Genomic DNA, 23,399 nt, shown 5'->3' with positions numbered 1-23,399 from the left:
TATAGGGGATTGTTACTACTAATGTGAAGCGTACACACAACCTAAGACGCAATTCTGAGAAGCACCTGTCACTTTCGCCATATTGCCTGGCAAATAATGAAGTCTTTGATGCGCAAGCCAAGCAAAGGCCATCGCTTCCATAAAATCGCTATCAACACCTTTACTTGAGGTGGTTGCCACATCGCAGTCGGGTAGCAATTGTTGTAGCGCCTGCATTAACAACGGGTTATTAGCGCCGCCGCCACAGACATAGAGAGCCGTTGCGCGATGCTGCAATACCGCATCTGCGATTGAGCGCGCGGTAAACCAAAGCAAGGTGGCTTGCACATCTTGTGCTGCAATGGAGGCATGTTTTGCCAATTGTGTATCTAACCAGTCAAGGTGGTAATGCTCACGGCCAGTACTTTTCGGTGGAAGTTGTGCCAAATAAGGGTCGGCTAAAAGCGTAGCAAGTAAATCTTGGTCCACTGTGCCAGAAGCAGCCCATTGACCTTGCCGATCAAATGGCTGATTTAAATGACGCATACACCAAGCATCCATCAGCATATTGCCAGGCCCTGTGTCATAACCAAAAGGCGATTGCTGCGGTAGCAGTACAGAAACGTTAGCAATACCGCCAATATTAACAATTATTTTAGCAGTGACAGTGTCACTAAATAGTGCATCGTGAAACGCAGGCACCAAAGGGGCGCCTTGGCCGCCAAATGCCATATCTTTTCGACGAAAATCTGCGACCACTTGAATGCCGGTTCGCGCAGCAATGATATTGGCATCACCCAATTGCATGGTAAAAGGATAGGGACCTTGCGGTTGATGAAAAACTGTTTGTCCGTGACAACCAATAGCTTCAACGTCTGAAGCTGCAATCTGGTTTGCTTCTAATAGCTGTAATACCGCATCGGCATAAAGATGGCCTAAGCGATGATCAAGCTCGCCAACTTGCTTTAAATTAGTGGTTTGCCCCAAACAGATTGATAACACATCAGATTTAATCGACTCAGGCATCTCGCTCTCGATGCTTGCAAGCAGAGAAATAGTGCGGCCATCCGTTTCAACCAGTGCCACATCGACACCATCTAGACTCGTGCCCGACATTATTCCGATATATTTCTTCATTGGTTCAGGATCCCAAATTTTTGTTGCAGCATATTCTGCTTACTATAACCTTGGATGTCGATTATCTTTTTGATTTGTGTGAGCTTCGCACTCGGAACAAGGAAAAATAAATGGGTCCACTTTGGCTAGATGTTGACGGTTATGAGCTTGATGCGATCGATAAAGAGATTTTAGCGCATCCAAATGTTGGCGGCGTGATCCTCTTTAGTCGTAATTATCACGATAGCGAACAGCTCGATGCGCTCACAACCGCAATGCGCAAGGCGGCTAAAAAGCCAATTCTCATCGGCGTCGATCAAGAAGGTGGTCGTGTACAACGATTTAGAGATGGCTTTACCCGTTTACCCGCAGCTCAAGCTTTTGCCGCATTTGGCGAAAAAGGGCATGAGTATGCGAAAACCTGTGGCTGGATGATGGCGGCAGAGCTTAACAGCCATGATATAGACCTGAGTTTTGCACCCGTGCTTGATTTAGGCCATCAAAGCCAAGCCATTGGCGATCGCGCCTTTGGGCATGATGTGCAGACGATTATTCGCCATGCCGGTGCTTTCATGCAAGGGATGAAAGATGTGGGCATGGCAACCACAGGTAAGCATTTCCCTGGTCATGGCGCCGTGACGGCAGATTCACACCTTGAAACGCCTGTAGATGCCAGAAGCAACATTGACCTGGATATTCAAATTTTCCGCCATTTTATCGATGCAGGGCAGCTCGATGCCATGATGCCAGCCCATGTGATTTATCAACACTTTGCCAATGAGCCGGCAAGCGGGTCACCTTACTGGTTGAAACAAATTCTGCGCGAGAAATTAGGCTTTGACGGGATTATTTTCTCAGACGATTTGAATATGGAAGGTGCCGCGATTCTCGGTAATCACGCAGAGCGTTGCCAACACGCACTAAGCGCAGGCTGTGACTTAGTGCTGCTTTGCAATAATCGTAAGGGGGTTGAGGCCGCGCTGGATCGATTGCCGGTTGGTCTGCAGGCACCAGCAGCAACTTTTGCTATGCGCAATGAGAAAAAAGGCTCGCTTAAAGCGCTGCAAAATAGCCAAACCTGGCAAGATGCAGCAACCAAAGTGCGTAAAATTTCAGATTGGTGGCAAGAAAACCAAGCGCAGATCCGTCAAAACCAAAGTGAAACCGGCGCCCAACATATGTAAATCGACCAAGAAAATCCTTCATTAATTCATGATTAGAACGCAAAGCCTCTAAGCAAATGAATGATTGAGGGATTATCTTGGATAAGATAAATAGCAAATTATCTATTTTATGGTAAATAACCGGTTAAATAGAAAAAGTGATAATGTGCTGAAAAACCAAGAGAAAAGGGAGAACAACTAGGTTTCCCTTTATTCATACAATACCGTATTTAACATAATATACATTATGCGAACTGCAATGTGTTACGGCAAAAACAATAATTAAGACTATAAATCCAACAATATAGATACCCCACATCAGCTCAGGATATTTACGCCAATCCTCAGCTTCATTCTCTCTAATTGCTTTATTCATTGCTCGTCTAGAGTAAGGATTTCTTCGAGCCATATTCAACCTCACATAAAAGCCCAAACAATGTTGGGCTTCTGGCGAACCATTTCATAAATTCAAAAAATTAAGCGCGACGTTTTTTCTGCTTGTTATTGCTACTTGGAAATGGAAATACATTATGAATGCGTTGACGCATTTGGCTACTGATCCCTTTGCTAAAGGCTAATTTAATATTCACGCGTGTACGGTAGACTCGTACAACACCTGAAAATGGTTTTTTCTCTGCAATTGCATCGCAATCTTTTACAAAACCAGCATAATCGCTGCCCTTAATGCCCACACGCTGACCATCTCGATAAGTCAGTTTGAGTACCGGACGGTCATATAGCAAATATCCAAAAATGACCAATGTGGCAATTAGCACATACCAAATCATGGCATTAAACTCCTTCGTCCATAGCTAATAACTGATGTAAATCCTTGCGAATATCTTCAACTTTTTGGTTTGCGTGTTCTTTTTTGCCCGCTTCTGAAAGCAAAAATTCAATGGTATCCGATAAAGTGGCATCCAGTAATTTTGCTTTTTGCGACAGTTTTTCCCATACGCGATAGTCCAAATCGATACTTTTTTTGCGTGTATGGGTTTGCGCGCGGTTGTAATGACGCTTGCGCTTGGCTCGAATGGCTTGTTTAAGCTTCACTTCAAGTGCAGGATTCATATGATGCTCAATCCACTCGAGCACTTTCACCGGCTCATGCTCCATGGCCATCAAAGCATCGATATTTATTTTGGCTTCACTGCGATCAATGTAATGCGTGATGGCATCACCTTCTTTATGTTTTTTGACCAAATACTGCCATTTCCAGCCCGATTCTAAATTGTCGAGTTGCTGATATTTCATATGTGCAAGACCAAAGATAAAGTTGAAAAAATCATATCAAGTGACAGCGTAACCGCATGATTGCAGGAAAACAAGAATTTCACCGCGGAATTGTCGGTGCTATCAATAAAACTGTGTGTGCCAACCTACACAATCTTTTATACTGCTTTTCTTTTTCCCAATGTACGCTGACGCTATATGAAGACATCTTGGCAACAACTCACCTTTACCCTGCCCGATCCATTTGCCTTTGACGCCCATCCAACGATGTGTGATTTTTGGCAAATGCAGCCGAGGTTAAAGCAAGCGCTGAAAAGCTATACCCATGAGTTTAGTCAATCAAGCTTGATGCTGATCTGCTGCCAAGACCATCATTTCTATCGCCAGCAAATCGCCCAGCTATTGCAAGAGCGTGATGTACACGCGGCGGTGATTGAACAAGCAAGTCCAGAGTCACTTTTTGGTCATCATCGCTACGACCGAGGACAAGTGCTGTCAGAGCCTGGATTACTGGCCCAACTTCATGATGGTATTGCCATCATGCCGGCAAGCTACTTTATTCACCAACCACAAGCATGGGATCGAATGAAAGCATTGCTTAGCAGCAAACAACTTTTACCCATGGTCTCTGGTGCTCATTTTGGTGAAATGATTCAGCCGGAGTTGATCAACCTTCGCTTAATCTTGACCGGCGATCGTTATCAATTGGCTGAATTTGAACAACTCGAACCCGACAGCAATAGCGCTGAGTTTAATTATGGCGAGGTCGAAGCCGATATTGCGATTTCCGCGCAATCTCTACCTTGCTTTCACCAATATCTTCGCACCCTAGCTCAGAGCGCTAATCTGCCCTATTTTGCCGATCATACAGCCTTAGAAGCCTATCTTCGTTTAGGTGCGCGTCAGTGCGAAAATCAAGGCTATCAACCCTTGTCACCGCTTTGGCATCAAGCGTGGCTAAGCCGCTGCGCCATTCAAAGTGAAGGTTTATTAATTGAAGCAAAACATGTGACAAAAGCACTGGCGCAGAAAATCAATCAAGAATCCTATCTCCCACTTCGTGCTCAGCAAGATATTAAATCTGGCCATGTTCACATTGACTGCGAAAATGAGGCGATTGGCCAAATCAATGGCTTGACCGTGATTGATATTGCAGGTCACCCTCGCGCTTACGGCGAGCCTTCTCGCATCTCCTGTGTCGTTCATTGCGGCGATGGCGATATTTCCGATGTCGAGCGTAAGGTTGAGCTTGGCGGTAACATTCATGCCAAAGGGATGATGATCATGGAGGCCTTTGTCAGCGCGGCATTAAACCTTGATCAACCGCTGCCTTTTAGTGCTTCGATTGTATTTGAGCAGTCCTATTGTGAAGTCGATGGCGATAGCGCTTCGTTGGCTGAGTTCTGCGCCTTGGTCAGTGCACTGTCGCAAACACCGCTCACACAGCAAATTGCTGTGACCGGTGCTATGGACCAATTTGGCCGTGTACAAGCCGTAGGCGGCGTGAATGAAAAGATTGAGTCCTTCTTCGCAATCTGTCAGCACCGTGGTCTAACAGGCTCTCAGGGCGTGATATTGCCACGCTCTAACCTTGAGAACTTAGTTCTTTCGCAAGAGCTCATCGAAGCCATCCAAAATGAGCAATTCCATCTTTGGTCGGTCGAGTATGTAGAACAAGCTTTGTTGCAATTGACTGGATGTCATTTTGCTGAGGGCGACGACTGTTTACTTGAAAAAATTGCCCTGCGCATTGATATGTTAAATCAAACCGATTCCCATCAATCTTGCTGGTCGCGCCTCAAAAACTGGTTTGTCCACAGCTGATCGGACTTGTTCGGCGTACATGTGTTCGCTAACGTGAGGGCAACTGAACAAGGAGCCCTATTCAATGTTAATGAAACGCCAATCTTACGACCGCGATGACCTATTGGCATCAAGCCAAGGCGAGCTATTTGGTCCTGGACGACCACAACTACCAGCGCCAAATATGTTGATGATGGATCGCATCACGCTAATTACAGATGAAGGTGGCGCCTTTGGTAAAGGCTGTATTCGTGCTGAGCTTGATATCAACCCTGACCTTTGGTTCTTCGACTGCCACTTCCCTGGCGATCCTGTGATGCCAGGCTGTTTGGGTCTTGATGCCATGTGGCAATTGGTTGGTTTCTTCCTTGGCTGGCAAGGTGGCGAAGGTAAAGGCCGTGCACTGGGTGTTGGCGAAGTGAAATTCACGGGCCAAGTGCTACCAACAGCCAAATTAGTAACCTACGAAATTGATTTTAAACGTGTGATCAATCGTAAATTGATCATGGGTGTGGCTGATGGCCGTGTCTTGGTTGATGGCAAAGAAATTTATGTTGCTAAAGACCTCAAAGTGGGTCTTTTCCAAGATACATCAAGCTTCTAAGGTACTGTATCCACATATCATCAAGCCCGTGACACTGTCACGGGCTTTTCTTTTGAGCCTCTCACTATCACCACTTATTCACCTATAACCGTACCCATCTAGCGCTAGCGCAATACATCCCTATCATTATTAACCGTATTATATCTCAGCGGGCATTGCTCACTACTAAGCATGGTACATATTTCAAATACAGTGAATTTTATATTATTTAAGTCAATAACTAATTAGTTATAGTGCATTAGGCTGGTAAAAAAACAGCCCCGTAGGGCTGCATTGTTCGAGGTTTATTTATAGAGACCAGACAATTTATCACTTCTTGCCTCACGCCAGCCACCTAACCAATATGTTTTGGCGTCAGTCGCCTGATACGGGCAATCTTCGCTTGAGCGTCCGTGAAGTCCAGCGTTGTAGCCTTTATTATGCGCTCGCTCCAAACGATCCCGCTTTTGTCTCTTCATACTGTATCCCTCTTGGTCGATGTGCCAATCAGCACAAAACTAGATTGATTTGGCTTCCCATGAATCACAAGGAAAGACCATTTAAGCATTGTGCATTCTTGCGTGAAGATCAACGCAAATAAAAAAAGGCGCCACGAAAGTGTGACGCCTTCTTTGAATTTACATTTTTAAATACGTTTTCGTCGCCATGCGAAAAGCCCCAACAAAGCGAGTCCAAATGCACCAAAACTCGCGCCTTGACGCTCTACCTTTTGGCCATCTTGTGCACGATAAACAATATCAGCAGCAGTTGCGCCATTGATAGGAACCAACTTCACAGCAACTTTCGTTTCCGTACCATTACAACTCGCGTTACTAGCTTCAGAAGCATAGCCACCGTCACATTTAAATGCAGTTGCTGCAATCACACCATCGTTGTTGATGTCTGCAGCTTCAAAAATGCGATATTGATTGTTCAATGCATCTGCGTTATCACCTGCTGTAAGATTATCAAGCACATAGGCCTTGCTCTCGGCCAACGGAGATGCTACTGCTGTACCCATATTCATCACAAACGCTCTGTGACGACGCGGGGTACCATCAATTTCAATCTTACGCTCCACATCAACCCAACCCACCATGACGCCTTGATCATTGATTGCATTGGCTTGACTATTGGATGAACGGAAAAAAACATTGCTGTCAATATCATTCAGAAACTTCACTTCAGCCGAATCATAAGGCGAATTTGATGCGTCGACATAAAATGAACGCTGAGGATATACACTGTCTTGCGATTGACGTAATTTGGCACTGCCGATAATCTGTCCGCTTGAGTTAATATCATTGGCCATAGCCCAATTATAACGTCTATCATTTCCACTACCATAAGAAATATTCAGTTCGATAGGTTCACTTGGTGATTTGGGATCAACAGATTCGAAAACAACAGCTTTAAGAAGCTGATCCTGCGCATCCGCGATGGAGCTAGAAACATCATCATATGCCGAAGAAAATCCAACAGCAGTAAGCGTCTCAGTAGAGGAGCCTACTTTTTTTACTGAAGCTATCGCACGGGCTTGCGCTTGCGCGGCTGTTTGGTGGGTAATTGCAGCGCCACCATCCACCCACTGAGACGCTAATGGTCCATTTGCGCCGTCGTCAATCTTCCATACCCATGCCTGAGTCGCAAAGCTTAAATATTGACACTCTGGCTTCGTCAAACGGTTTACATCATCAATACATGAGCCACTGCCGGATTTCTCTCCGTACCCTTGCCCCAAAAAACGGGTACTGGCAGAACCAACAATATACACACTACTTCCAATTTTAATTGCATCTTCAGCTGTCGTTTGCCCCATTTCAGCAATAACATCCTTACTATTAAGATCAATGTGACTAGGATCAATTGTCAATGCAGTCAAATTCGATGAACTATCGACGTAAAACCCCTCACGAATGGTACTGCGTCTATTAACAGTTTTCTCATCTCCTGAGCGAGTTCCGACCACAGAACCATCACTCAGCATTCCATTAAGAACCGAGTTTCTTGGCTCAATTTCTTTCGAGTTAATGAAGGCATGGGTTACTGGTGTATAGCCATCTTTATCCCCATCCATATCTCGTAGGAAACCACCAAATACATAATTTTGACCATAAAATCTTGCAATCGCCCAAGATTCACAAGTGCTATAGCCTAATATTTCTTCACAATAGAACTCGAAACCACCTTCAATATCAGCATTATAGTTCTCAAGATCCCCAAGTCGAAAACCGAAATCATAGTTAAGTGGCGCTAAATCACGTAATGAAAAACCATCAGTCCCCTGACGCTTATCAAGACCAATCGAATAATTATCAGATAGACAATTCGCATTTTCTGCAAAACAATCTTTACCTAGCGTATGCACTACAGCTTGAGCTTCATAATCAACAATACCGTTAGGGTCACCTGCAACTTCAACAACATTATAAAGAGCTGCCTGGGCAGGCAGCGCAGCGGCGATGGTCAGAGCTAATGTGGTTCTTTTTAACTTCATTTAAGATTCACTTTCTTGTTGCATCGCTTCAAGCGTTTCCCAACGCTCAAATGCGGCTTCGAGTTCCGTCTCCACTGTCGCAAGCTCAGTGAGCACCGCTTGCGTTGTGGTTTGATCCTGCTGGAAAAATGCCGGATCGTTGACTTGTGATTGTAGCGACTCAAGTTGCGACTCAAGCTGCTCTAATTTTTCTGGCAACGCTTCTAGTTCACGTTGAAGCTTGTAAGACAGCTTTTTCGAAGAAGAGTTGCGTTTCTCTTTCTTCTCTTCTGTTTTTTCTTCAACTTTTGCCACAGGTTTCGCCACTACAGCTTGCTTTGATTGTAGCTGCTGTTGGCGGGCATCATGATACCCTCCGACATAACTTTGAATCACCCCATTGCCTTCAAAAATCCAGCTATGAGTCACAGTATTGTCGACAAATTGACGATCATGGCTCACCAGAATCAATGTCCCCTCGTACTGAGCGAGCAAATCTTCCAATAATTCAAGTGTTTCAATATCCAAATCATTGGTTGGCTCATCGAGCACCAATAAGTTACAGGGTTTCAAAAATAGCTTAGCAAGAAGCAATCGGTTACGCTCACCACCTGACAGCGCTTTAACCGGTGTACGAGCGCGGCGTGGATGGAACAAAAAGTCCTGCAAATAACCTAAAGCATGACGTGAGCGCCCCGCGACCATCACCTCTTGCTTGCCATCAGCTAGGTTATCCATCACAGTTTTTTCTGGATCGAGCTCTTCTCGATACTGGTCAAAATACGCCACTTCAAGTTTGGTGCCGCAATGTAAGCGCCCCTGCTGAGTTTTCAGCTCACCCAACAACAATTTAATCAGGGTACTTTTACCGCAGCCGTTTGGACCAATGAGGGCAATTTTATCGCCGCGTTGCACATTGACGCTAAAATCAGAAATCAAATGTTTATCTTCAATTTGATAATTCAAATCTTCAATTTCAAAAACGATTTTTCCAGAGCGCACGGCATCATCAAGCTGCAATTTTGCCTTACCTTGGCTTTCAATACGCTGACTACGCTCAACACGTAGCGCTTTTAACGCACGTACGCGGCCTTCATTACGAGTTCGACGGGCTTTAATCCCTTGGCGAATCCACACCTCTTCCTGCGCTAATTTCTTATCAAAGAGCGCATTTTGCTCGGCTTCAACACGAAGCACCTCTTCTTTGCCATCAAGATAAGTTTGATAGTCACCCGGCCAAGATGTGAGATTGCCACGATCTAAATCGACAATACGAGTCGCCATACTTTGAATAAATGCACGGTCATGCGAGACAAAGATAATTGCGCCACGGAACTGTTTCAGGTAGTTCTCAAGCCACTCAATAGCATCAACGTCTAAGTGGTTGGTTGGCTCATCGAGCAACAGTACATCAGGTTCACATACCAAGGCGCGAGCGAGTGCCGCTTTACGCTGCCAACCACCAGACAAATCGGTGAGTTTGGTATTGCCACTTAAACCAAGCTCTGCCAGCACCATATTAATCTGATTATCGAAGTGCCAAGCATTGAGGGTTTCCAGCAATTCTTGCTGTTTAGCCAGCTTGTCGATATCACTTTGCTGCGCGTTTTGTGCCACCAGCTCTAATAACTGGTGATATTTAGCGAGTGCTTGACCGACATCCGCCAAGCCTTCAGAAACGAAATCAAAGACAGTACCTTCCACATCGCGTGGTGGATCTTGCTCTAAGCGAGAGACTTTCAGATCTTGTGCAAACCAAAGGGTGCCGTCATCCATAATGACTTGTTTAGCCAGCACCTTCATCAAAGTTGATTTACCGGCCCCATTACGGCCGACCAAGCAGACGCGCTCTTGTGGCTGCAATACAAATTCAGCATTTGATAGCAACGGATTATCGCCAAATGCCAACTGTCCCTGAGAAATGGTGATTAACGCCATGACAATACTCTTATGATAAAAAGCCTGCACACCATCAATATGGATGCAGGCTGAATTTATTGAATTAGATAATAAAATACATCAGTGACAGGATCACTTTTGATGGGTGATCTGCCAGCAGTTATGGATCTGCTCATTACGCGCAAAATCCATTGGCAAGCTTTGTTTTGATAGATTCTTCGCCGCCAGCCCAAGCGCGCTCAATCCCTCGAGATCCATTTTAAAGTGACGCTTGTTATTTGAGAAAATCAAGATCCCATCAGGACGAAGTAAGCGTTTCAAATGGGTCATAAGATCCAAATGATCACGCTGCACATCAAAGGTTTGATCCATACGCTTAGAGTTTGAGAACGTTGGCGGATCAATAAAGATCAAGTCATAGGTGCCCTTCTCTTGCGCCAGCCATTGCAAACAGTCTGCTTGTTCAAAACGATGCTGACGACCCGTCTTACCATTGAGCGCCATATTATCTTTCGCCCAAGCCAGATAGGTTTTAGACATATCCACAGTGGTCGTTGATTTGGCGCCGCCACATGCCGCATGTACTGTTGCAGAGCCCGTATAAGCGAATAGGTTTAGGAAGTCTTTGCCTGCAGCCATTTGGCCAAGCACACGGCGCGTATTACGGTGATCCAAAAATAGGCCTGTATCGAGATAATCGTTGAGATTCACCCACAACTTAACGCCGTATTCAGTCACACTAAAGCGCTCTCCGCTCTGTGCCACTTTATTATACTGACTGCTACCTTTTTGCTTCTCGCGTACTTTTAAGACCACATCACTGGCTTGTACGCCCGTCACTTGAATACAAGCACGAACCATATCAAGCAAACGGCGACGCGCTTTTTCAGGTGCGATCTCTTTTGGCGCAGCATATTCTTGAATCACAATCTTATCGCGGTAGCGATCGATGGCGGCATTGTAGTTCGGCAAATCAGCATCATAAATGCGATAGCATTCAATACCCTCTTTCGCCGCCCATTTCTCAAGCTTGGCTAGGTTCTTTTTCAAACGGTTGGCAAAATCAGGCGCGACCAATACTTCAGCAGCCTGCGCTTTACCAGATTCCGCTTGTTTTTCAGCATGATGCGCAGAGATATGGTACAGCTTTAAGACACAAGCCAATGCACCGTTATTGATCTTAAATTGTTTTTCAGCGCGCATACCAATGCAGCTAAGTAGCTCATCAGAGCTTGAATAAAGCGCCGCACGCCAGCATGGGAAATTGGCTTTTAAACGCGCTCCTAGCTCACCATAAAGCGCAAGTAACGCAGGCTCACTGCTCAGACGCTCACCGTATGGCGGGTTTGAAAGCACAACGCCCGTTTCATATTCCGCAAAAGCGTTTGGCATTGCCAAATCAGCTGCATCTTTACGCTCAAAGTGAATCAGGTGATCAACACCGGCACGTTTAGCGTTACTCATGGCTTGCGTTAAAACTCGGCTATCTAAATCGTAACCAATGAAGAGTTTTTTCTCTTTATTCAAACCACGGCGAGCCAGAACCTTCGCTTCTGCGTGAATTTCTCGCCAGCTATCAAGGTCAAAGCCATTGAGTGATTCAAAACCCCAACGCTCGCGTTTTAAGCCTGGCGCTACTTTTGCTGCCATCAAAGCCGCTTCAATCAATAACGTTCCCGAACCACACATAGGATCAAGCATGGCTTCGCCTGGCTGCCAGCCACTGCGCATCACCAAAGCTGCGGCAAGGTTTTCACGTAGTGGCGCACGACCTTTCTCGGTGCGGTAACGACGCTGGTGCATCCCGCTCCCCACAAGATCAATACCAATTAACGCTTTTTCACCTTGTAGACGAGCATGAATACGAAGATCAGGTTGATCTTTATCGATCGATGGACGATCCAAGTTCGCTTTCGTAAAACGGTCAACGATCGCATCCTTGATCTTTAATGCGCCGTACTGGCTATTGCGGATCGCGCGGTTGGTCCCATTAAAATCAACCACAATTTTCTTTTGTGCAGAAAAAAGCGATGGCCAATCGATCAAGCTGGCGGACAGGTAGAGATCTAAATCATCACGCAGCGCAAATTCAGAAAGAACCAGCACAATACGAGATGCCACACGACTCCACAGACAGGCTCGGTAAAGTACCGCTTCATCAGCGGTAAAATAGACGCCCGCACCCGCGTTTTTTAATTGGGTCGCGCCAAAACTATCCAGTTCTTGCTCCAACAACCCTTCAAGGCCACGAGCACACACAGCTAAATATCGATTCATAGCAAGCTTCATTCATCAAAAATTGGCGCGATTATAGCGCAAATGCACGATAAGGCTTAGGCCTAATCTGACCTTTTTCGCCTAGATGACTCAATTTTAATCACTCCACCAGCCATTAACCCTCCCTTCGTGAAAGCAACCACTTACTCACAGCTAAAATCAATTCAATTGAGCACGAAACAAATTCACACAAACCGCACAATTCATGCTTAACGCCATATAAAACAAGGGCTGTAGTTGTGGTGCATGGAAACACCAAAACCGCCAGCTATTGGTGAGTGCCCACTTATCCACAACCCAAAACATAGCAACGATCCTCTGGTTTCTTTTTTGGAAATCGTATAATCAGCAATAAGAACACATGTTTAAATAAACAGGGATCGCTCTATTTCCCCTTTTGAGACAAAATAAAAATCGGATAAGAAAGATGCAGTTTTGTGAGATAGCTGGCGAAAATACCGCCGCTTATTTGATTGGAAATAGAACAAGTTTGGCCTGAATTGACCGCAGTTTTTGATAACGCCCCACCCAAAAAGCCATTTCCAAATCGCTCATAGGCACGATTTGCCCTGGAATGAAGCACGATCTACAAGGATGCTTGTGTCGTCATGCCACTTGCGTACACAACAGGGCAATTAAAATAGATTTCCGATACTGGAGATTGAGGCTTATGTGCCGTTCATGGACATGAAGCCCCTTAGATTTGGCACAAAAAAAAAGCGCTCTAAGAGCGCTTAAGGGGATGATGAGATAAATTACCCCACCAATGAGAGAGAGTTCGTTTGTTCGTAGTGCGCCATAATGCGATCATTCATCACTTTGATGGTGCCACAAAAACCTAATGATTTGCCTTCAGAAAGCTTCATTTCAGGCTCTAAACACATACACAAACTGGCACGGCCGCAGTTTTCAATGACTAAGTAACGGCCTTCACCATGCGTATTGGCCAGAACAACGACCTCACCTTGCTGAGGACTATAATCTTGAGCCTGAGCATGGAAAAACCAACTTTTCGGCATCACAGGCTTGTGAAAGCGCGCCGCAGCAATAGCATTGAGTGCCACTTCAGCTGCTCGGCCATCATCAATATAAATCGATTCTAAAGTTTCGCAGTAACGCTGATAAATCGCCGCATCCTCAACACTAAAAGGTGCGCGTCCTTTGGCACTTTCAACCAGGCTTTTGATCGCTAACCCAACACAGAACTCATAGCCATTACCCAAATCGAGCAATAAGCTATTTTCCTGCGGGTTAAAATACCACTGCCAGTTATTATTCGGTTTTAACATCATTTTCCCCAAATAAACGCGGTTGAAAGAGGTATAGAAAGTAATAGTGAATGGGGAAGGATTTTACAATTTTACGGCATAAAAAAAAGGGGAAGTCAGACTTCCCCTTTTCTATTTTTGCGTAAAAATTATTCGATTTAATTTACGATTAAGCCTGTGCTGCTTTTCTCGCCAAATAACTTTTTACAATACGTTTTACCAATGGTGGGCCTTGGTAAATAAATCCAGAATAAAGTTGAACAATCTCTGCGCCGGCATCAAATTTTTCATTGGCAGCGACAGCACTATCAATACCACCGACACCAATAATCGGCAATTTACCGTTTAGCTCACCATGAATGCGACTAATAACCGCTGTACTTCTTGATTGGAGCGGCTTTCCACTTAGGCCACCCGCTTCATGAGCATGATTCATACCTTGAATCAATTGACGATCTAGTGTGGTATTAGTGGCAATCACACCATCTATTTGGTGACGAACCAAAGCATCGGCTACCTGAACCAGCTCTTCTTCAGTTAAATCGGGAGCAATTTTTAGCGCTAAAGGAACATATTTATTATGCTTCTCTGCCAGTGCTAATTGTTTCTCTTTTAGACCAGAAAGAAGATCGTCTAATGCTTCACCATATTGCAATGTACGCAATCCAGGTGTATTTGGAGAAGAGATATTGGCGGCAATATAACCTGCATATTGATAAACTTTATCCATACAGATTAAATAATCATCTTTACCCTTTTCAATCGCCGTATCTTTATTTTTACCGATGTTAACGCCAATGATGCCATCGTATTTAGCGCGTTTAATATTTTCGACTAAATTATCGACACCATGGTTATTAAAGCCCATACGGTTGATTAAACCTTCGGCTTCTAAGACACGAAATAAACGAGGCTTATCATTCCCTGGTTGTGGACGTGGAGTCACGGTTCCCACTTCAATCGAACCAAATCCCATGGCGCCAAATGCATCAATACATTCGCCATCTTTATCAAGGCCAGCTGCCAAACCAACAGGATTTTTAAAGGTAAGCCCCATGACTTCAACGGGAGCATGAGGAACGTGTTGTCGATAGAAGATATCAAGAGGAGTGCCGGTGACGCGAGCAAATCCCTTCATAGTTAGATCATGTGCTCGCTCTGGATCTAACTGAAAAAGCGCCGTTCTGGCGAGGCGGTAAAGCATGGTACCTCCATTAAAAAGCCCCGTTAAACGGGGCATCATTATTCACTGGTTTGATAAACAATTCAAATTAAACAACGCTAATTCTCGTAATGCGACAGAAAATTTCGCAAATTCATGACGCTGGCCCACTTTAAACTCGCTGACCATATGCAACCAACGTTGCATCGCTTGTGGCTGAGCAGCCAACCACCGCTCAACTTGCGTGCTACAGCCTTGTTCAATAACCCGCTCCACCATGATCCGCTGCTGCATCGCTAAATCTTCTCTAAGCGTGGCTCTTGCCAAAGCTTGCCAATGGTTTTCTACCACCTGTAAATCGATGAGCTGCTCAAACCAAGTCAGTTCCAATCGCTCATCCAGTTGGTGATATAACGCCGCTACTTGCGTTAATGGTGTATTGCTGTGTTGACTGATCTGCGCCATATCAAATACTCGCAGTCGCATCGGTAATAATGATAACCCACTCACTAACGCATGATATTTATCAACCACCTCTTTTTTCATCTCTATTTTGTTATCTGCCATCTTAGCTGGTGAAAACAGATCGCCACATATAGTGACACTGTCACTGTTTAAATACACAAATAACTGCTGACCATAATCGGCATAAAATACAGAGCCCTCATCCAAGGACATATTGTGTGGATGACGTAGTAACCAGCGTGTTGCTCGGCGCAACCAACGGCGCAGCTGAAGCAAAATATCATATTGCGCCCTCGCCTCTATCTGATTGTCTAGCTCACGAACCTGCTGCTGCCACTGATCTAAGTTCAATACATGACGTGCGATTTGATAAGCACTTAATATATCCATGAGACTCGCGCCCGTTTCATCTTGCAGTCGGCTAACAAAACTGGGTCCCATATCATTGACGATTTGATTGGCCAGTGCTGTCGCAATGATCTCTTGGCAAAGCCGATGCTGCGATAACTGCGGGTTGTTATTTTCTTGCAGTAATGGCGGAAAATATTGAATCAACAAATCATCAAATACCTTACCCTGCCAATGAACATCCAATGCAAGCAGCGCTGCCTTTAATACCATTTTTGCTTGTGCCGTCAAAATCGCCAGCTCTGGCCGAGTCAGTCCTTGACCATTCGCGGCCCGCTCTATCAATAGCTCATCACTGGGCATGGATTCAAGATGGCGATCGAATTGATGATGTTTTTCAAGATGGTCTAAAAAGCGCAGCTGCTCTTTGAGTAATTGAGGTAAACATTGAGTGACAGAAATAGACTCACTTTGCTCGTAGGCATTCGCTAAGACTGCTTTTGTCACATCATCTGTCATGGATTTTAATTGTGCATTACGCTGCTTTTGCGTGAGGTCCCCCTGTGCTAATAACATCTCCAGCAATATTTTGATATTCACTTCATGGTCTGAGCAATCAACACCGCCCACATTATCAACAAAATCAGTATTAATTCGTCCCCCAGCCAAGGCATATTCAATACGCCCCGCTTGCGTAAACCCAAGATTTCCGCCTTCACCGACAACTTTTGCACCAAGCTCATGTCCATTAATGCGCAAAGTATCATTAGCGCGATCGCCAACCTCAAGATGCGATTGTTCCTTTGCTTTGACATATGTACCAATCCCACCATTCCAGAGTAAATCAACAGGTGAACGCAATAAAAATTGAATCAGCTCATTGGGTGTTAACCGTTCACGGTCAATGCCAAACCGCGCTTTCATTTGTGCGGATAAAGCAATGGACTTAGCACTTCGCTCAAATATACCGCCGCCTGGTGAAATTAACTTGGCGTCATAATCTAGCCAAGATGATCGCGGCAATTGAAAGAGCCGGCAGCGCTCTTGGTAAGCCGCTTTTACATTCGGTGTGGGATCGATAAAAATATGTTGATGGTTAAAGGCGGCGACCAAACCCATGGATGGTGAAAGCAACATGCCATTACCAAAAACATCACCCGCCATATCGCCAATACCAATACATTCAAAATAATCTTGCTGGCTATCAATACCCATTTCTCGAAAATGACGTTTGACCGACTCCCAGGCACCGCGCGCGGTAATACCCATCACTTTATGGTCATAACCCTGCGAGCCGCCCGAGGCAAAGGCATCTTTTAACCAAAAACTATATTCAGCTGCGGTCTGATTAGCTAAATCAGAAAAAGTCGCCGTCCCCTTATCTGCAGCAACAACCAAATATGGATCAGGCGCGTCATAACAATAAACTTGTGGTGGTGGCACAATGACTTGATCCACGATGTTATCCGTCAAATCGAGCAAACCTCGAATAAAGGTTTGGTAACATCGCTGACCTTCGCCGGCCCACTGACTACGTTCAAGTTGCGCCAGTTGTTTGCAGACAAAACCGCCCTTGGCACCCACAGGAACAATCACGCTATTTTTAACTTGCTGCGCTTTTACAAGGCCCAATATTTCTGTGCGAAAATCTTCAAGACGATCGGACCATCGCAAACCGCCCCTTGCAATCGCACCGCCGCGTAAATGAATCCCTTCGACCCATGGCGCATAAACAAAAATCTCAAAGGCTGGTATTGGTTTTGGAATGCCTTCAATAGCATGACTGTTCAATTTAAAACTCAGCCATGCTTTCTCCTGCATCTCTCTTTTCCGACCACTTTGCTGTTCAATTGACTGATAGTAGTTACAGCGTAACATGGATTGCATCACGCTCAGGTACTGACGCAGAATGCGATCATCATCCAGACTAATCACCGCCTTAAGCGCGCGTTCAATTTGTTGGCGAATCTGATTTTGTTGCTTCTCTCTTTTTGTGGCGGTGAGCTGCAAAGAAAAACGTGCTTCAAAAAATGCCACCAGCTGCTGTGTGGTTTCACTATATTGAATCAAGCATTGCTCAATCGCCTGCTGACTCAGTGGAAAACCAATTTGTTTTAAATATTTTGCCAACGCACGCAGCAAAGAGACCTGCTTGGCATCAAATCCCGATTGCAAAATTAGCTGATTAAATCCGTCATTCTCATATTGCCCAAACCATACCCCAGTGAACGCTGATTCAAATCGTTCTCTGACCTCCGCTAAATTGATCGCGCCATGGCGATGCCACATTTTAAAATCGAGGATCCAATGGATTTGCCCATCCACATGGACAGGCGATGGAGATTCACTCAGAATTTGCAGCCCCATATTTTCAAGCATGGGTACCACTTCCGATAAAGCGATAGCATTGGCATATTGATATAACTTCAAACGAATCGCCGAGCTGTCTCCCGCATCCTCTGGAGGCCGGTATAACAACATCGCTAGAGGTTGATCGGGCGTTAAACGCTCAAGATATTCAATATCAGTGACCGCAGCACTGGCCAAATGTGTTTGCCTGTAACCTTCATGCCAACTGTCTTGATAACGTTTTGCCAGGGCTTTACCTTGGCGTAAACCAAACTGCTCAATGAGCACGCCATTGAGTCTGTCTTGCCAGCTTGTCGCCAATGCCCGCATATTTTGCTCTAAGAGATGGATATCAATGGGCCCCAAACCCTGATCAAGATGAACAATATATTGCGTGCGGGCAAATCGACTTTCTGAGAAAAAGGTTTGAAACTCCACCTCTTGCGGACTAGCAAAAGTTTGCTGTAACAAGGCTTGGGTTTTTCTTCGCAGCGCTGTGCTATAGCGGTCACGACTGACATACACCATACACGACAGAAAACGAGCAAAAGGATCACGACGAACAAAAAGCCGAAGCATTTCGCGATCGCGCATTCGAATGACCCCAAGCCCCGTGCTAAGCAGCTCTTCATCATTGGCTTGAAACAGTTCATCACGTGGATAAGTTTCAAAAAAATTCAGTAGTGATTTCCAGTCGTGGCTATTTTTAGCAAAACCACTTTGCAATAAAAGTGCGCGCACCTTCTCGCCTAAAAGCGGCACCCGCAACACACTTTGGTTATAAAGCGATTGTGCATAAAGACCTAAAAATCGATGCTCACCAATCACTTTTCCTTTAGGGCTAAATACCTTGAGTCCGATGTAATCCATGTAGGCGGGCCGATGAACACTCGCTCGCTGGCTACTTTTGGTCAAAATTAATTGGGTCTCATTTTTTGCCAAATATTGCGCCGCCATGGGTAATTCAGACAAAGGATGTTGCTCACTTTGATGCAACCTAAAAATCCCCAAAGCGCTATCAAGATTAGGCACGATTTGATGATCGCCAGCAATAGGTTTGAGCTCAAAGTAGCGATAACCCAAAAAAGTAAAATTATGTGCCACAAGCCATGCAAGAAATTTTTGACTGCGGCTATCCAAACGCTCACCTTGTAAATCAATGACATCTTTCAATTTTTGTTGCATAGGCTGCCAATCATCAACCACCAATGCGACTTCCCTTAACACTTGCGCTAGCTTTTCTGCTAATGCATGGCGTGCTTTCGCATTCAGTGGCTCAATCTCAATATGGAAAAAGCTTCGTTGTACGCCTTTGCCAATTGCTGTTACTTTCCCCTTTTCAGATTGCTGCACTTTTTGCGGCCCATAAAGCACCATCTCGATGCTGAGATCTTGCTCTGCCAATGCCATAAAAATAGAGTCCACCAAAAATGGACGATCAGGCACAATCAGCTGAATCACAGTCAATGCTGACTGCCAACCATCTACTTTCAGACTGGGGTGATAGACTTGAATCTGACTTTGATTCGGCGCGGTTTGATTGAGTCGATGCCACAGGTTTAACAGCGCGCCATAGAGGCTTAACTCGTGACGTTGTAACAGGTCATTTTCTGATGCGGATGCGAGCAAAGGGCCGCAAAATTGATGCAGTAACTTTGCTTCGGTTAAAGATAGATGCGTGTCGATCAGTGAGTGTAATTTATTGATGGTGACTGAATGATGAGTTACAGATTGCTTCACGCCAGCGCCCTCTTTGCTTACACGATTACTTCTAGTGTATGAGGGATATGAACGTTATGCGCAAAATCCAGTCATTTATATGTTTTGTATATTTGAGCGCAAAGACATTCGTTCAATTTGAGGGCGGCTTCAATGAGTCAGTTGCTGGATCTTGATACGGTTTATCCATCAAGTTCGCCAATCAAATACGTGAGATTTCCACCAATCGCTGACCATCGACACACACGCGAAAACGACCTTGGATCCCTTGATGCGTCACAAACTGGCGTAGCTTTGCAGCTGGCAATTGCAGGCGCAAGCCCGCTTCGGTCAAGACCATCACATTCACAGCCATGCCATTGTAGTGCTGCAAATAAGCATGATAAGAGATGGAAATTGAAAACTGGTGTATCTGCATCATGATAAAAAATCTATTCGACAAGTCCCTATTCTGCCGTGAAAGTGAAAATTGTAAAGTCGCAAGCAAAAGTAGCAAACGACTGACTTTATTGACTGGTCAATCAAGTCAGTCGATAAAAACCATAACTGTACATACATACAGTTATGGTTTTTAACTAGAAAGCACGACATTAAGCATTTGACATCGCAGTACTAACCTCAGCGTGACTCAAACACAGCATTTTGCTGATAAAACAAACAAAAAAAGAGGCATTGCTGCCTCTTTTTATTTTGAACCACAAAACACTGTTTATACATCCAGTGCTTTATTGATTTTCTCAAACAGGTCTTTCGCTAGATTATCGAGCCCTGCCAACTGCTCTAATGCTTGGCGCATCAGTACTTGGCGAGGCTCATCATAACGGCGATATTTCAAAAGTGGATCAATCAGGCGTGATGCCACCTGTGGGTTTGCAGTATTTAGCTGAATCAAAGCTTCTACTAAGAACTGGTAACCTGAGCCATCTAACGCATGGAAATAAACCGGATTATTATTTACAAATGAGCCTATCAAGCTGCGAACACGGTTTGGGTTTTTCATATCAAATGCAGGATGTGATTTCACCGCTTCCACATTAGCTAAACAGTTTTGCGCTGGGTTCGTACCCTGCAACATGAACCATTTATCCATGACCAAGCCATCTTGCTGCCAGCGATCGCTAAAACTTTGCATCAATTGCTCTCGGCACGACAACATCGCTGAATTGGCGGCGGTCATTGCGGCCATGGTATCTGTCATATTGCCGGCTTGCTCAAAATGAACTTCCACCCATTTGGAATTAGCAGGTAATAGCGCCAGATAAGCTAAGGCGTTATTTTTCAAACACCGCTCGCCAATCGCTTGATGGCTAAAATCATCCGCAGCCGGTTGCAAATCATGGTAAAGCGCTTGTAGCGTCGTTTCCCAATGCTGAGCAAAGCATGCGCGAATAAATCGACGCACATGCGCAATGGCATCCACATCAATGACATCAAACCAACCCGCGATCTCATTTTCTGAAGGCAATGTCATCACTTCTGCGATGAGTGCCGGCGCTAAACTTTCATCTTCAATAATATGAAGGAAGCTTTGACCCACAGTGTATGGCAAAGAGAGCTCAACACCCGCTTGATAATCTGCCACCAAACGGCGCACATGTTTGGCTAAAAGCTGCTGGCTTGCATCCCATCGCGCATAAGGGCTGGTTGCATGACGCATCAACATCGCCAAATCATCATCGCTATAGTCATAGCTTAAGGTGACTGGCGCAGAAAAATCATCAAGCAGTGAAACAATCACAGGTGATGTGCAATCAAATTGGAACGACTGTGTTTCCTGAGTTACATTCAGCACAGGATCAACCGATTGACCCTGACTCATCAACGCTACAGGCGCACCCGTTTTTTGATCGTAAAGCGCGATGCGAAGTGGAATATGCAGCGCAACTTTTTCACTTTGATCGGCCGTTGGTTTGGTTTGCTGAGTCACCGTCAGATTAAATTGTTGTTGCTGCGCATCATAGCTGCTGGTAACCATCAAGTTCGGCGTCCCCGACTGACTATACCACAGCTTAAATTGTGTCAGGTCAACACCTGATGCATCGCTCATCGCTGCGACAAAATCATCACAGGTTGCTGCAGTGCCATCATGACGCTCGACGTAAAGTCGCATCCCCGCTTGGAATTTTTCTTCACCCAACAAAGTATGCATCATGCGAATGACTTCGCTGCCTTTCTCATAAACCGTCAAGGTGTAGAAATTATTCATCTCAATCACTTGATCAGGACGAATTGGATGCGACATTGGGCTGGCATCTTCAGCAAACTGAGGGCCACGAATAATCCGTACATTGTTAATACGATTAACTGTGCGATCGCCTAGATCGGATGAGAACTCTTGATCGCGGAAAACAGTGAGCCCCTCTTTTAAACTTAACTGGAACCAATCACGGCAGGTAATGCGATTCCCCGTCCAGTTATGAAAATATTCATGGCCAATGACTGCTTCAACACCGAGGTAATCATCATCGGTTGCCGTTTGTGGATTTGCGAGAACAAATTTTGAGTTAAAGACATTCAAGCCTTTATTCTCCATGGCGCCCATATTGAAGAAATCGACAGCGACAATCATGTAGATATCAAGATCATATTCAAGGCCAAAACGTTCTTCATCCCACTTCATGGCATTTTGCAGTGATGCCATGGCATGCGGCGCGCGATCTAAATTGCCTTTATCAACAAAGATCTCCAAAGCCACTTGGCGACCATTCATGGTGGTAAATTGATCGCGAAGCACATCAAAGTCACCTGCAACCAAGGCAAAAAGATAGCTTGGCTTTGGATGTGGATCTTGCCATTGCACCCAATGACGACCATCCGTTAACACACCCTCATCAATTTTATTGCCGTTGCTCAGCAAAAATGGGTATTGCTTGGCATCTGCAATCACGCGAGTTTGATAACGTGCTAATACATCTGGACGGTCAAGAAAATAGGTAATGCGACGGAAACCTTCCGCTTCACATTGCGTACAAAAAGCATCTCCTGATTTATACAAGCCTTCAAGTGCAGTATTGGCACTTGGATTAATTTCAGTTTGAATGCAAAGCTCAAATTCATCAGGCAGATGGAACAATCTCAATTCATGCTCATCATGCTGATAGTCAGACCAGAGTTCACCATTGACCGACACACTCAAGAGTTTAAGTGACTCACCAGCCAGGCACAAAGCGGCATCTTGCTGGCTTGAAACTCGTTTTACCTTTGATGTGGCTTGAACCAAAGTATGTTGGTCATCCAAATCAAACTCTAAATCAACGTCGGTAATGGTGAAGTCTGGCGCTTGATAATCCAGACGGAATTTTGCTTGCGGTTGTTCAACCTTCGCAGAAGCAGACATGATATTTCCTTATCGTGGTGCGAGTGCACCGAAATAGAACAGAAAGTATGGATTACGTTATCCCAGTTTTTTCTAAGATGCTAGCATCAGTGTTTCGAAAACATGAGTGCTGCCATTAGGTTAGCTTATAATTCAACCAATTTTGCGCTAATTTTTATCATCTAGATTGAGATACAAACGGTGAGAGATGCGAATTGGTGACAATGTCACAAATTCGCACCC

The 23,399-nt window shown here is 44.9% G+C and carries 15 protein-coding genes; 3 read left to right on the top strand and 12 right to left on the bottom strand.

The features are described 5' to 3' along the window. Positions 1-18: 18 nt before the first annotated feature. Entirely contained in the window at positions 19-1,116 is a 1,098-nt protein-coding gene (locus tag L9P36_RS06615) for an anhydro-N-acetylmuramic acid kinase (RefSeq protein ID WP_290368678.1), read from the bottom strand. A 110-nt stretch (positions 1,117-1,226) separates the two neighbouring features. Between L9P36_RS06615 and nagZ the strand changes: the two genes are divergently transcribed. Beyond that, complete coding sequence (nagZ, locus tag L9P36_RS06610) at positions 1,227-2,279, top strand: beta-N-acetylhexosaminidase (RefSeq protein ID WP_237465928.1); 1,053 nt, start codon at positions 1,227-1,229, stop codon at positions 2,277-2,279. Positions 2,280-2,734: 455 nt separating this feature from the next. Here nagZ and L9P36_RS06605 read toward each other — a convergent pair whose 3' ends face one another. Continuing rightward, on the bottom strand, positions 2,735-3,046 hold the full coding sequence (locus L9P36_RS06605) for a DUF3634 family protein (protein ID WP_237465927.1): 312 nt from the start codon (positions 3,044-3,046) through the stop codon (positions 2,735-2,737). Positions 3,047-3,050: 4 nt separating this feature from the next. Then, on the bottom strand, positions 3,051-3,512 hold the full coding sequence (matP, locus tag L9P36_RS06600; protein WP_237465926.1) for a macrodomain Ter protein MatP: 462 nt from the start codon (positions 3,510-3,512) through the stop codon (positions 3,051-3,053). A 177-nt stretch (positions 3,513-3,689) separates the two neighbouring features. Here matP and L9P36_RS06595 point away from each other — a divergent pair, with 177 nt between their 5' ends. Beyond that, positions 3,690-5,315 carry a S16 family serine protease gene (locus L9P36_RS06595; RefSeq protein ID WP_237465925.1) on the top strand — a complete coding sequence of 542 codons (1,626 nt, stop codon included), beginning with the start codon at positions 3,690-3,692 and terminating at the stop codon, positions 5,313-5,315. Between the two features lie 64 nt (positions 5,316-5,379). Next, on the top strand, positions 5,380-5,898 hold the full coding sequence (gene fabA, locus L9P36_RS06590) for a 3-hydroxyacyl-[acyl-carrier-protein] dehydratase FabA (RefSeq protein WP_237465924.1): 519 nt from the start codon (positions 5,380-5,382) through the stop codon (positions 5,896-5,898). A 284-nt stretch (positions 5,899-6,182) separates the two neighbouring features. On the opposite strand, the gene rmf is transcribed toward fabA, so the two are convergent. The 9 genes from rmf to pepN all read right to left on the bottom strand — a co-directional run bounded on the left by rmf (position 6,183) and on the right by pepN (position 23,177). Continuing rightward, entirely contained in the window at positions 6,183-6,356 is a 174-nt protein-coding gene (gene rmf / locus L9P36_RS06585) for a ribosome modulation factor (RefSeq protein WP_237465923.1), read from the bottom strand. Positions 6,357-6,523: 167 nt separating this feature from the next. Beyond that, positions 6,524-8,374 (bottom strand): DUF3466 family protein, encoded by a 1,851-nt coding sequence (locus L9P36_RS06580; RefSeq protein ID WP_237465922.1) that lies wholly within the window; start codon positions 8,372-8,374, stop codon positions 6,524-6,526. Continuing rightward, positions 8,375-10,291 (bottom strand): ABC transporter ATP-binding protein, encoded by a 1,917-nt coding sequence (locus tag L9P36_RS06575; RefSeq protein ID WP_237465921.1) that lies wholly within the window; start codon positions 10,289-10,291, stop codon positions 8,375-8,377. A 93-nt stretch (positions 10,292-10,384) separates the two neighbouring features. Continuing rightward, the gene (gene rlmKL, locus L9P36_RS06570; RefSeq protein WP_237465920.1) at positions 10,385-12,529 is read right to left on the bottom strand and encodes a bifunctional 23S rRNA (guanine(2069)-N(7))-methyltransferase RlmK/23S rRNA (guanine(2445)-N(2))-methyltransferase RlmL; all 2,145 of its coding nucleotides are present in this window, start codon (positions 12,527-12,529) and stop codon (positions 10,385-10,387) included. A 755-nt stretch (positions 12,530-13,284) separates the two neighbouring features. Beyond that, entirely contained in the window at positions 13,285-13,818 is a 534-nt protein-coding gene (locus L9P36_RS06565; RefSeq protein WP_237465919.1) for a cell division protein ZapC, read from the bottom strand. Between the two features lie 148 nt (positions 13,819-13,966). Beyond that, positions 13,967-15,001 (bottom strand): quinone-dependent dihydroorotate dehydrogenase, encoded by a 1,035-nt coding sequence (pyrD, locus tag L9P36_RS06560; RefSeq protein ID WP_237465918.1) that lies wholly within the window; start codon positions 14,999-15,001, stop codon positions 13,967-13,969. A gap of 42 nt (positions 15,002-15,043) precedes the next feature. Beyond that, positions 15,044-19,861, bottom strand: a complete 4,818-nt coding sequence (locus tag L9P36_RS06555) for an NAD-glutamate dehydrogenase (protein WP_237465917.1) — start codon at positions 19,859-19,861, stop codon at positions 15,044-15,046. A 181-nt stretch (positions 19,862-20,042) separates the two neighbouring features. Beyond that, the gene (locus L9P36_RS06550) at positions 20,043-20,261 is read right to left on the bottom strand and encodes a DUF2835 family protein (RefSeq protein ID WP_435532731.1); all 219 of its coding nucleotides are present in this window, start codon (positions 20,259-20,261) and stop codon (positions 20,043-20,045) included. Positions 20,262-20,549: 288 nt separating this feature from the next. Next, positions 20,550-23,177: an aminopeptidase N gene (gene pepN, locus L9P36_RS06545; RefSeq protein ID WP_237465916.1), complete on the bottom strand. Its 2,628-nt coding sequence runs from the start codon at positions 23,175-23,177 to the stop codon at positions 20,550-20,552. Positions 23,178-23,399: the final 222 nt, after the last annotated feature.

The sequence above is a fragment of the Vibrio stylophorae genome, assembly GCF_921293875.1.
GTDB lineage: Bacteria > Pseudomonadota > Gammaproteobacteria > Enterobacterales > Vibrionaceae > Vibrio_A > Vibrio_A stylophorae.
This window is presented reverse-complemented; position numbering and strand designations above follow the sequence as displayed.

Coding starts and splice junctions, on each gene's coding strand:
- L9P36_RS06615 (WP_290368678.1), bottom strand. CDS start 1,116: ATGAAGAAATATATCGGAATAATGTCGGGCACGAGTCTAGATGGTGTC.
- nagZ (WP_237465928.1), top strand. CDS start 1,227: ATGGGTCCACTTTGGCTAGATGTTGACGGTTATGAGCTTGATGCGATC.
- L9P36_RS06605 (WP_237465927.1), bottom strand. CDS start 3,046: ATGATTTGGTATGTGCTAATTGCCACATTGGTCATTTTTGGATATTTG.
- matP (WP_237465926.1), bottom strand. CDS start 3,512: ATGAAATATCAGCAACTCGACAATTTAGAATCGGGCTGGAAATGGCAG.
- L9P36_RS06595 (WP_237465925.1), top strand. CDS start 3,690: ATGAAGACATCTTGGCAACAACTCACCTTTACCCTGCCCGATCCATTT.
- fabA (WP_237465924.1), top strand. CDS start 5,380: ATGTTAATGAAACGCCAATCTTACGACCGCGATGACCTATTGGCATCA.
- rmf (WP_237465923.1), bottom strand. CDS start 6,356: ATGAAGAGACAAAAGCGGGATCGTTTGGAGCGAGCGCATAATAAAGGC.
- L9P36_RS06580 (WP_237465922.1), bottom strand. CDS start 8,374: ATGAAGTTAAAAAGAACCACATTAGCTCTGACCATCGCCGCTGCGCTG.
- L9P36_RS06575 (WP_237465921.1), bottom strand. CDS start 10,291: ATGGCGTTAATCACCATTTCTCAGGGACAGTTGGCATTTGGCGATAAT.
- rlmKL (WP_237465920.1), bottom strand. CDS start 12,529: ATGAATCGATATTTAGCTGTGTGTGCTCGTGGCCTTGAAGGGTTGTTG.
- L9P36_RS06565 (WP_237465919.1), bottom strand. CDS start 13,818: ATGTTAAAACCGAATAATAACTGGCAGTGGTATTTTAACCCGCAGGAA.
- pyrD (WP_237465918.1), bottom strand. CDS start 15,001: ATGCTTTACCGCCTCGCCAGAACGGCGCTTTTTCAGTTAGATCCAGAG.
- L9P36_RS06550 (WP_435532731.1), bottom strand. CDS start 20,261: ATGATGCAGATACACCAGTTTTCAATTTCCATCTCTTATCATGCTTAT.
- pepN (WP_237465916.1), bottom strand. CDS start 23,177: ATGTCTGCTTCTGCGAAGGTTGAACAACCGCAAGCAAAATTCCGTCTG.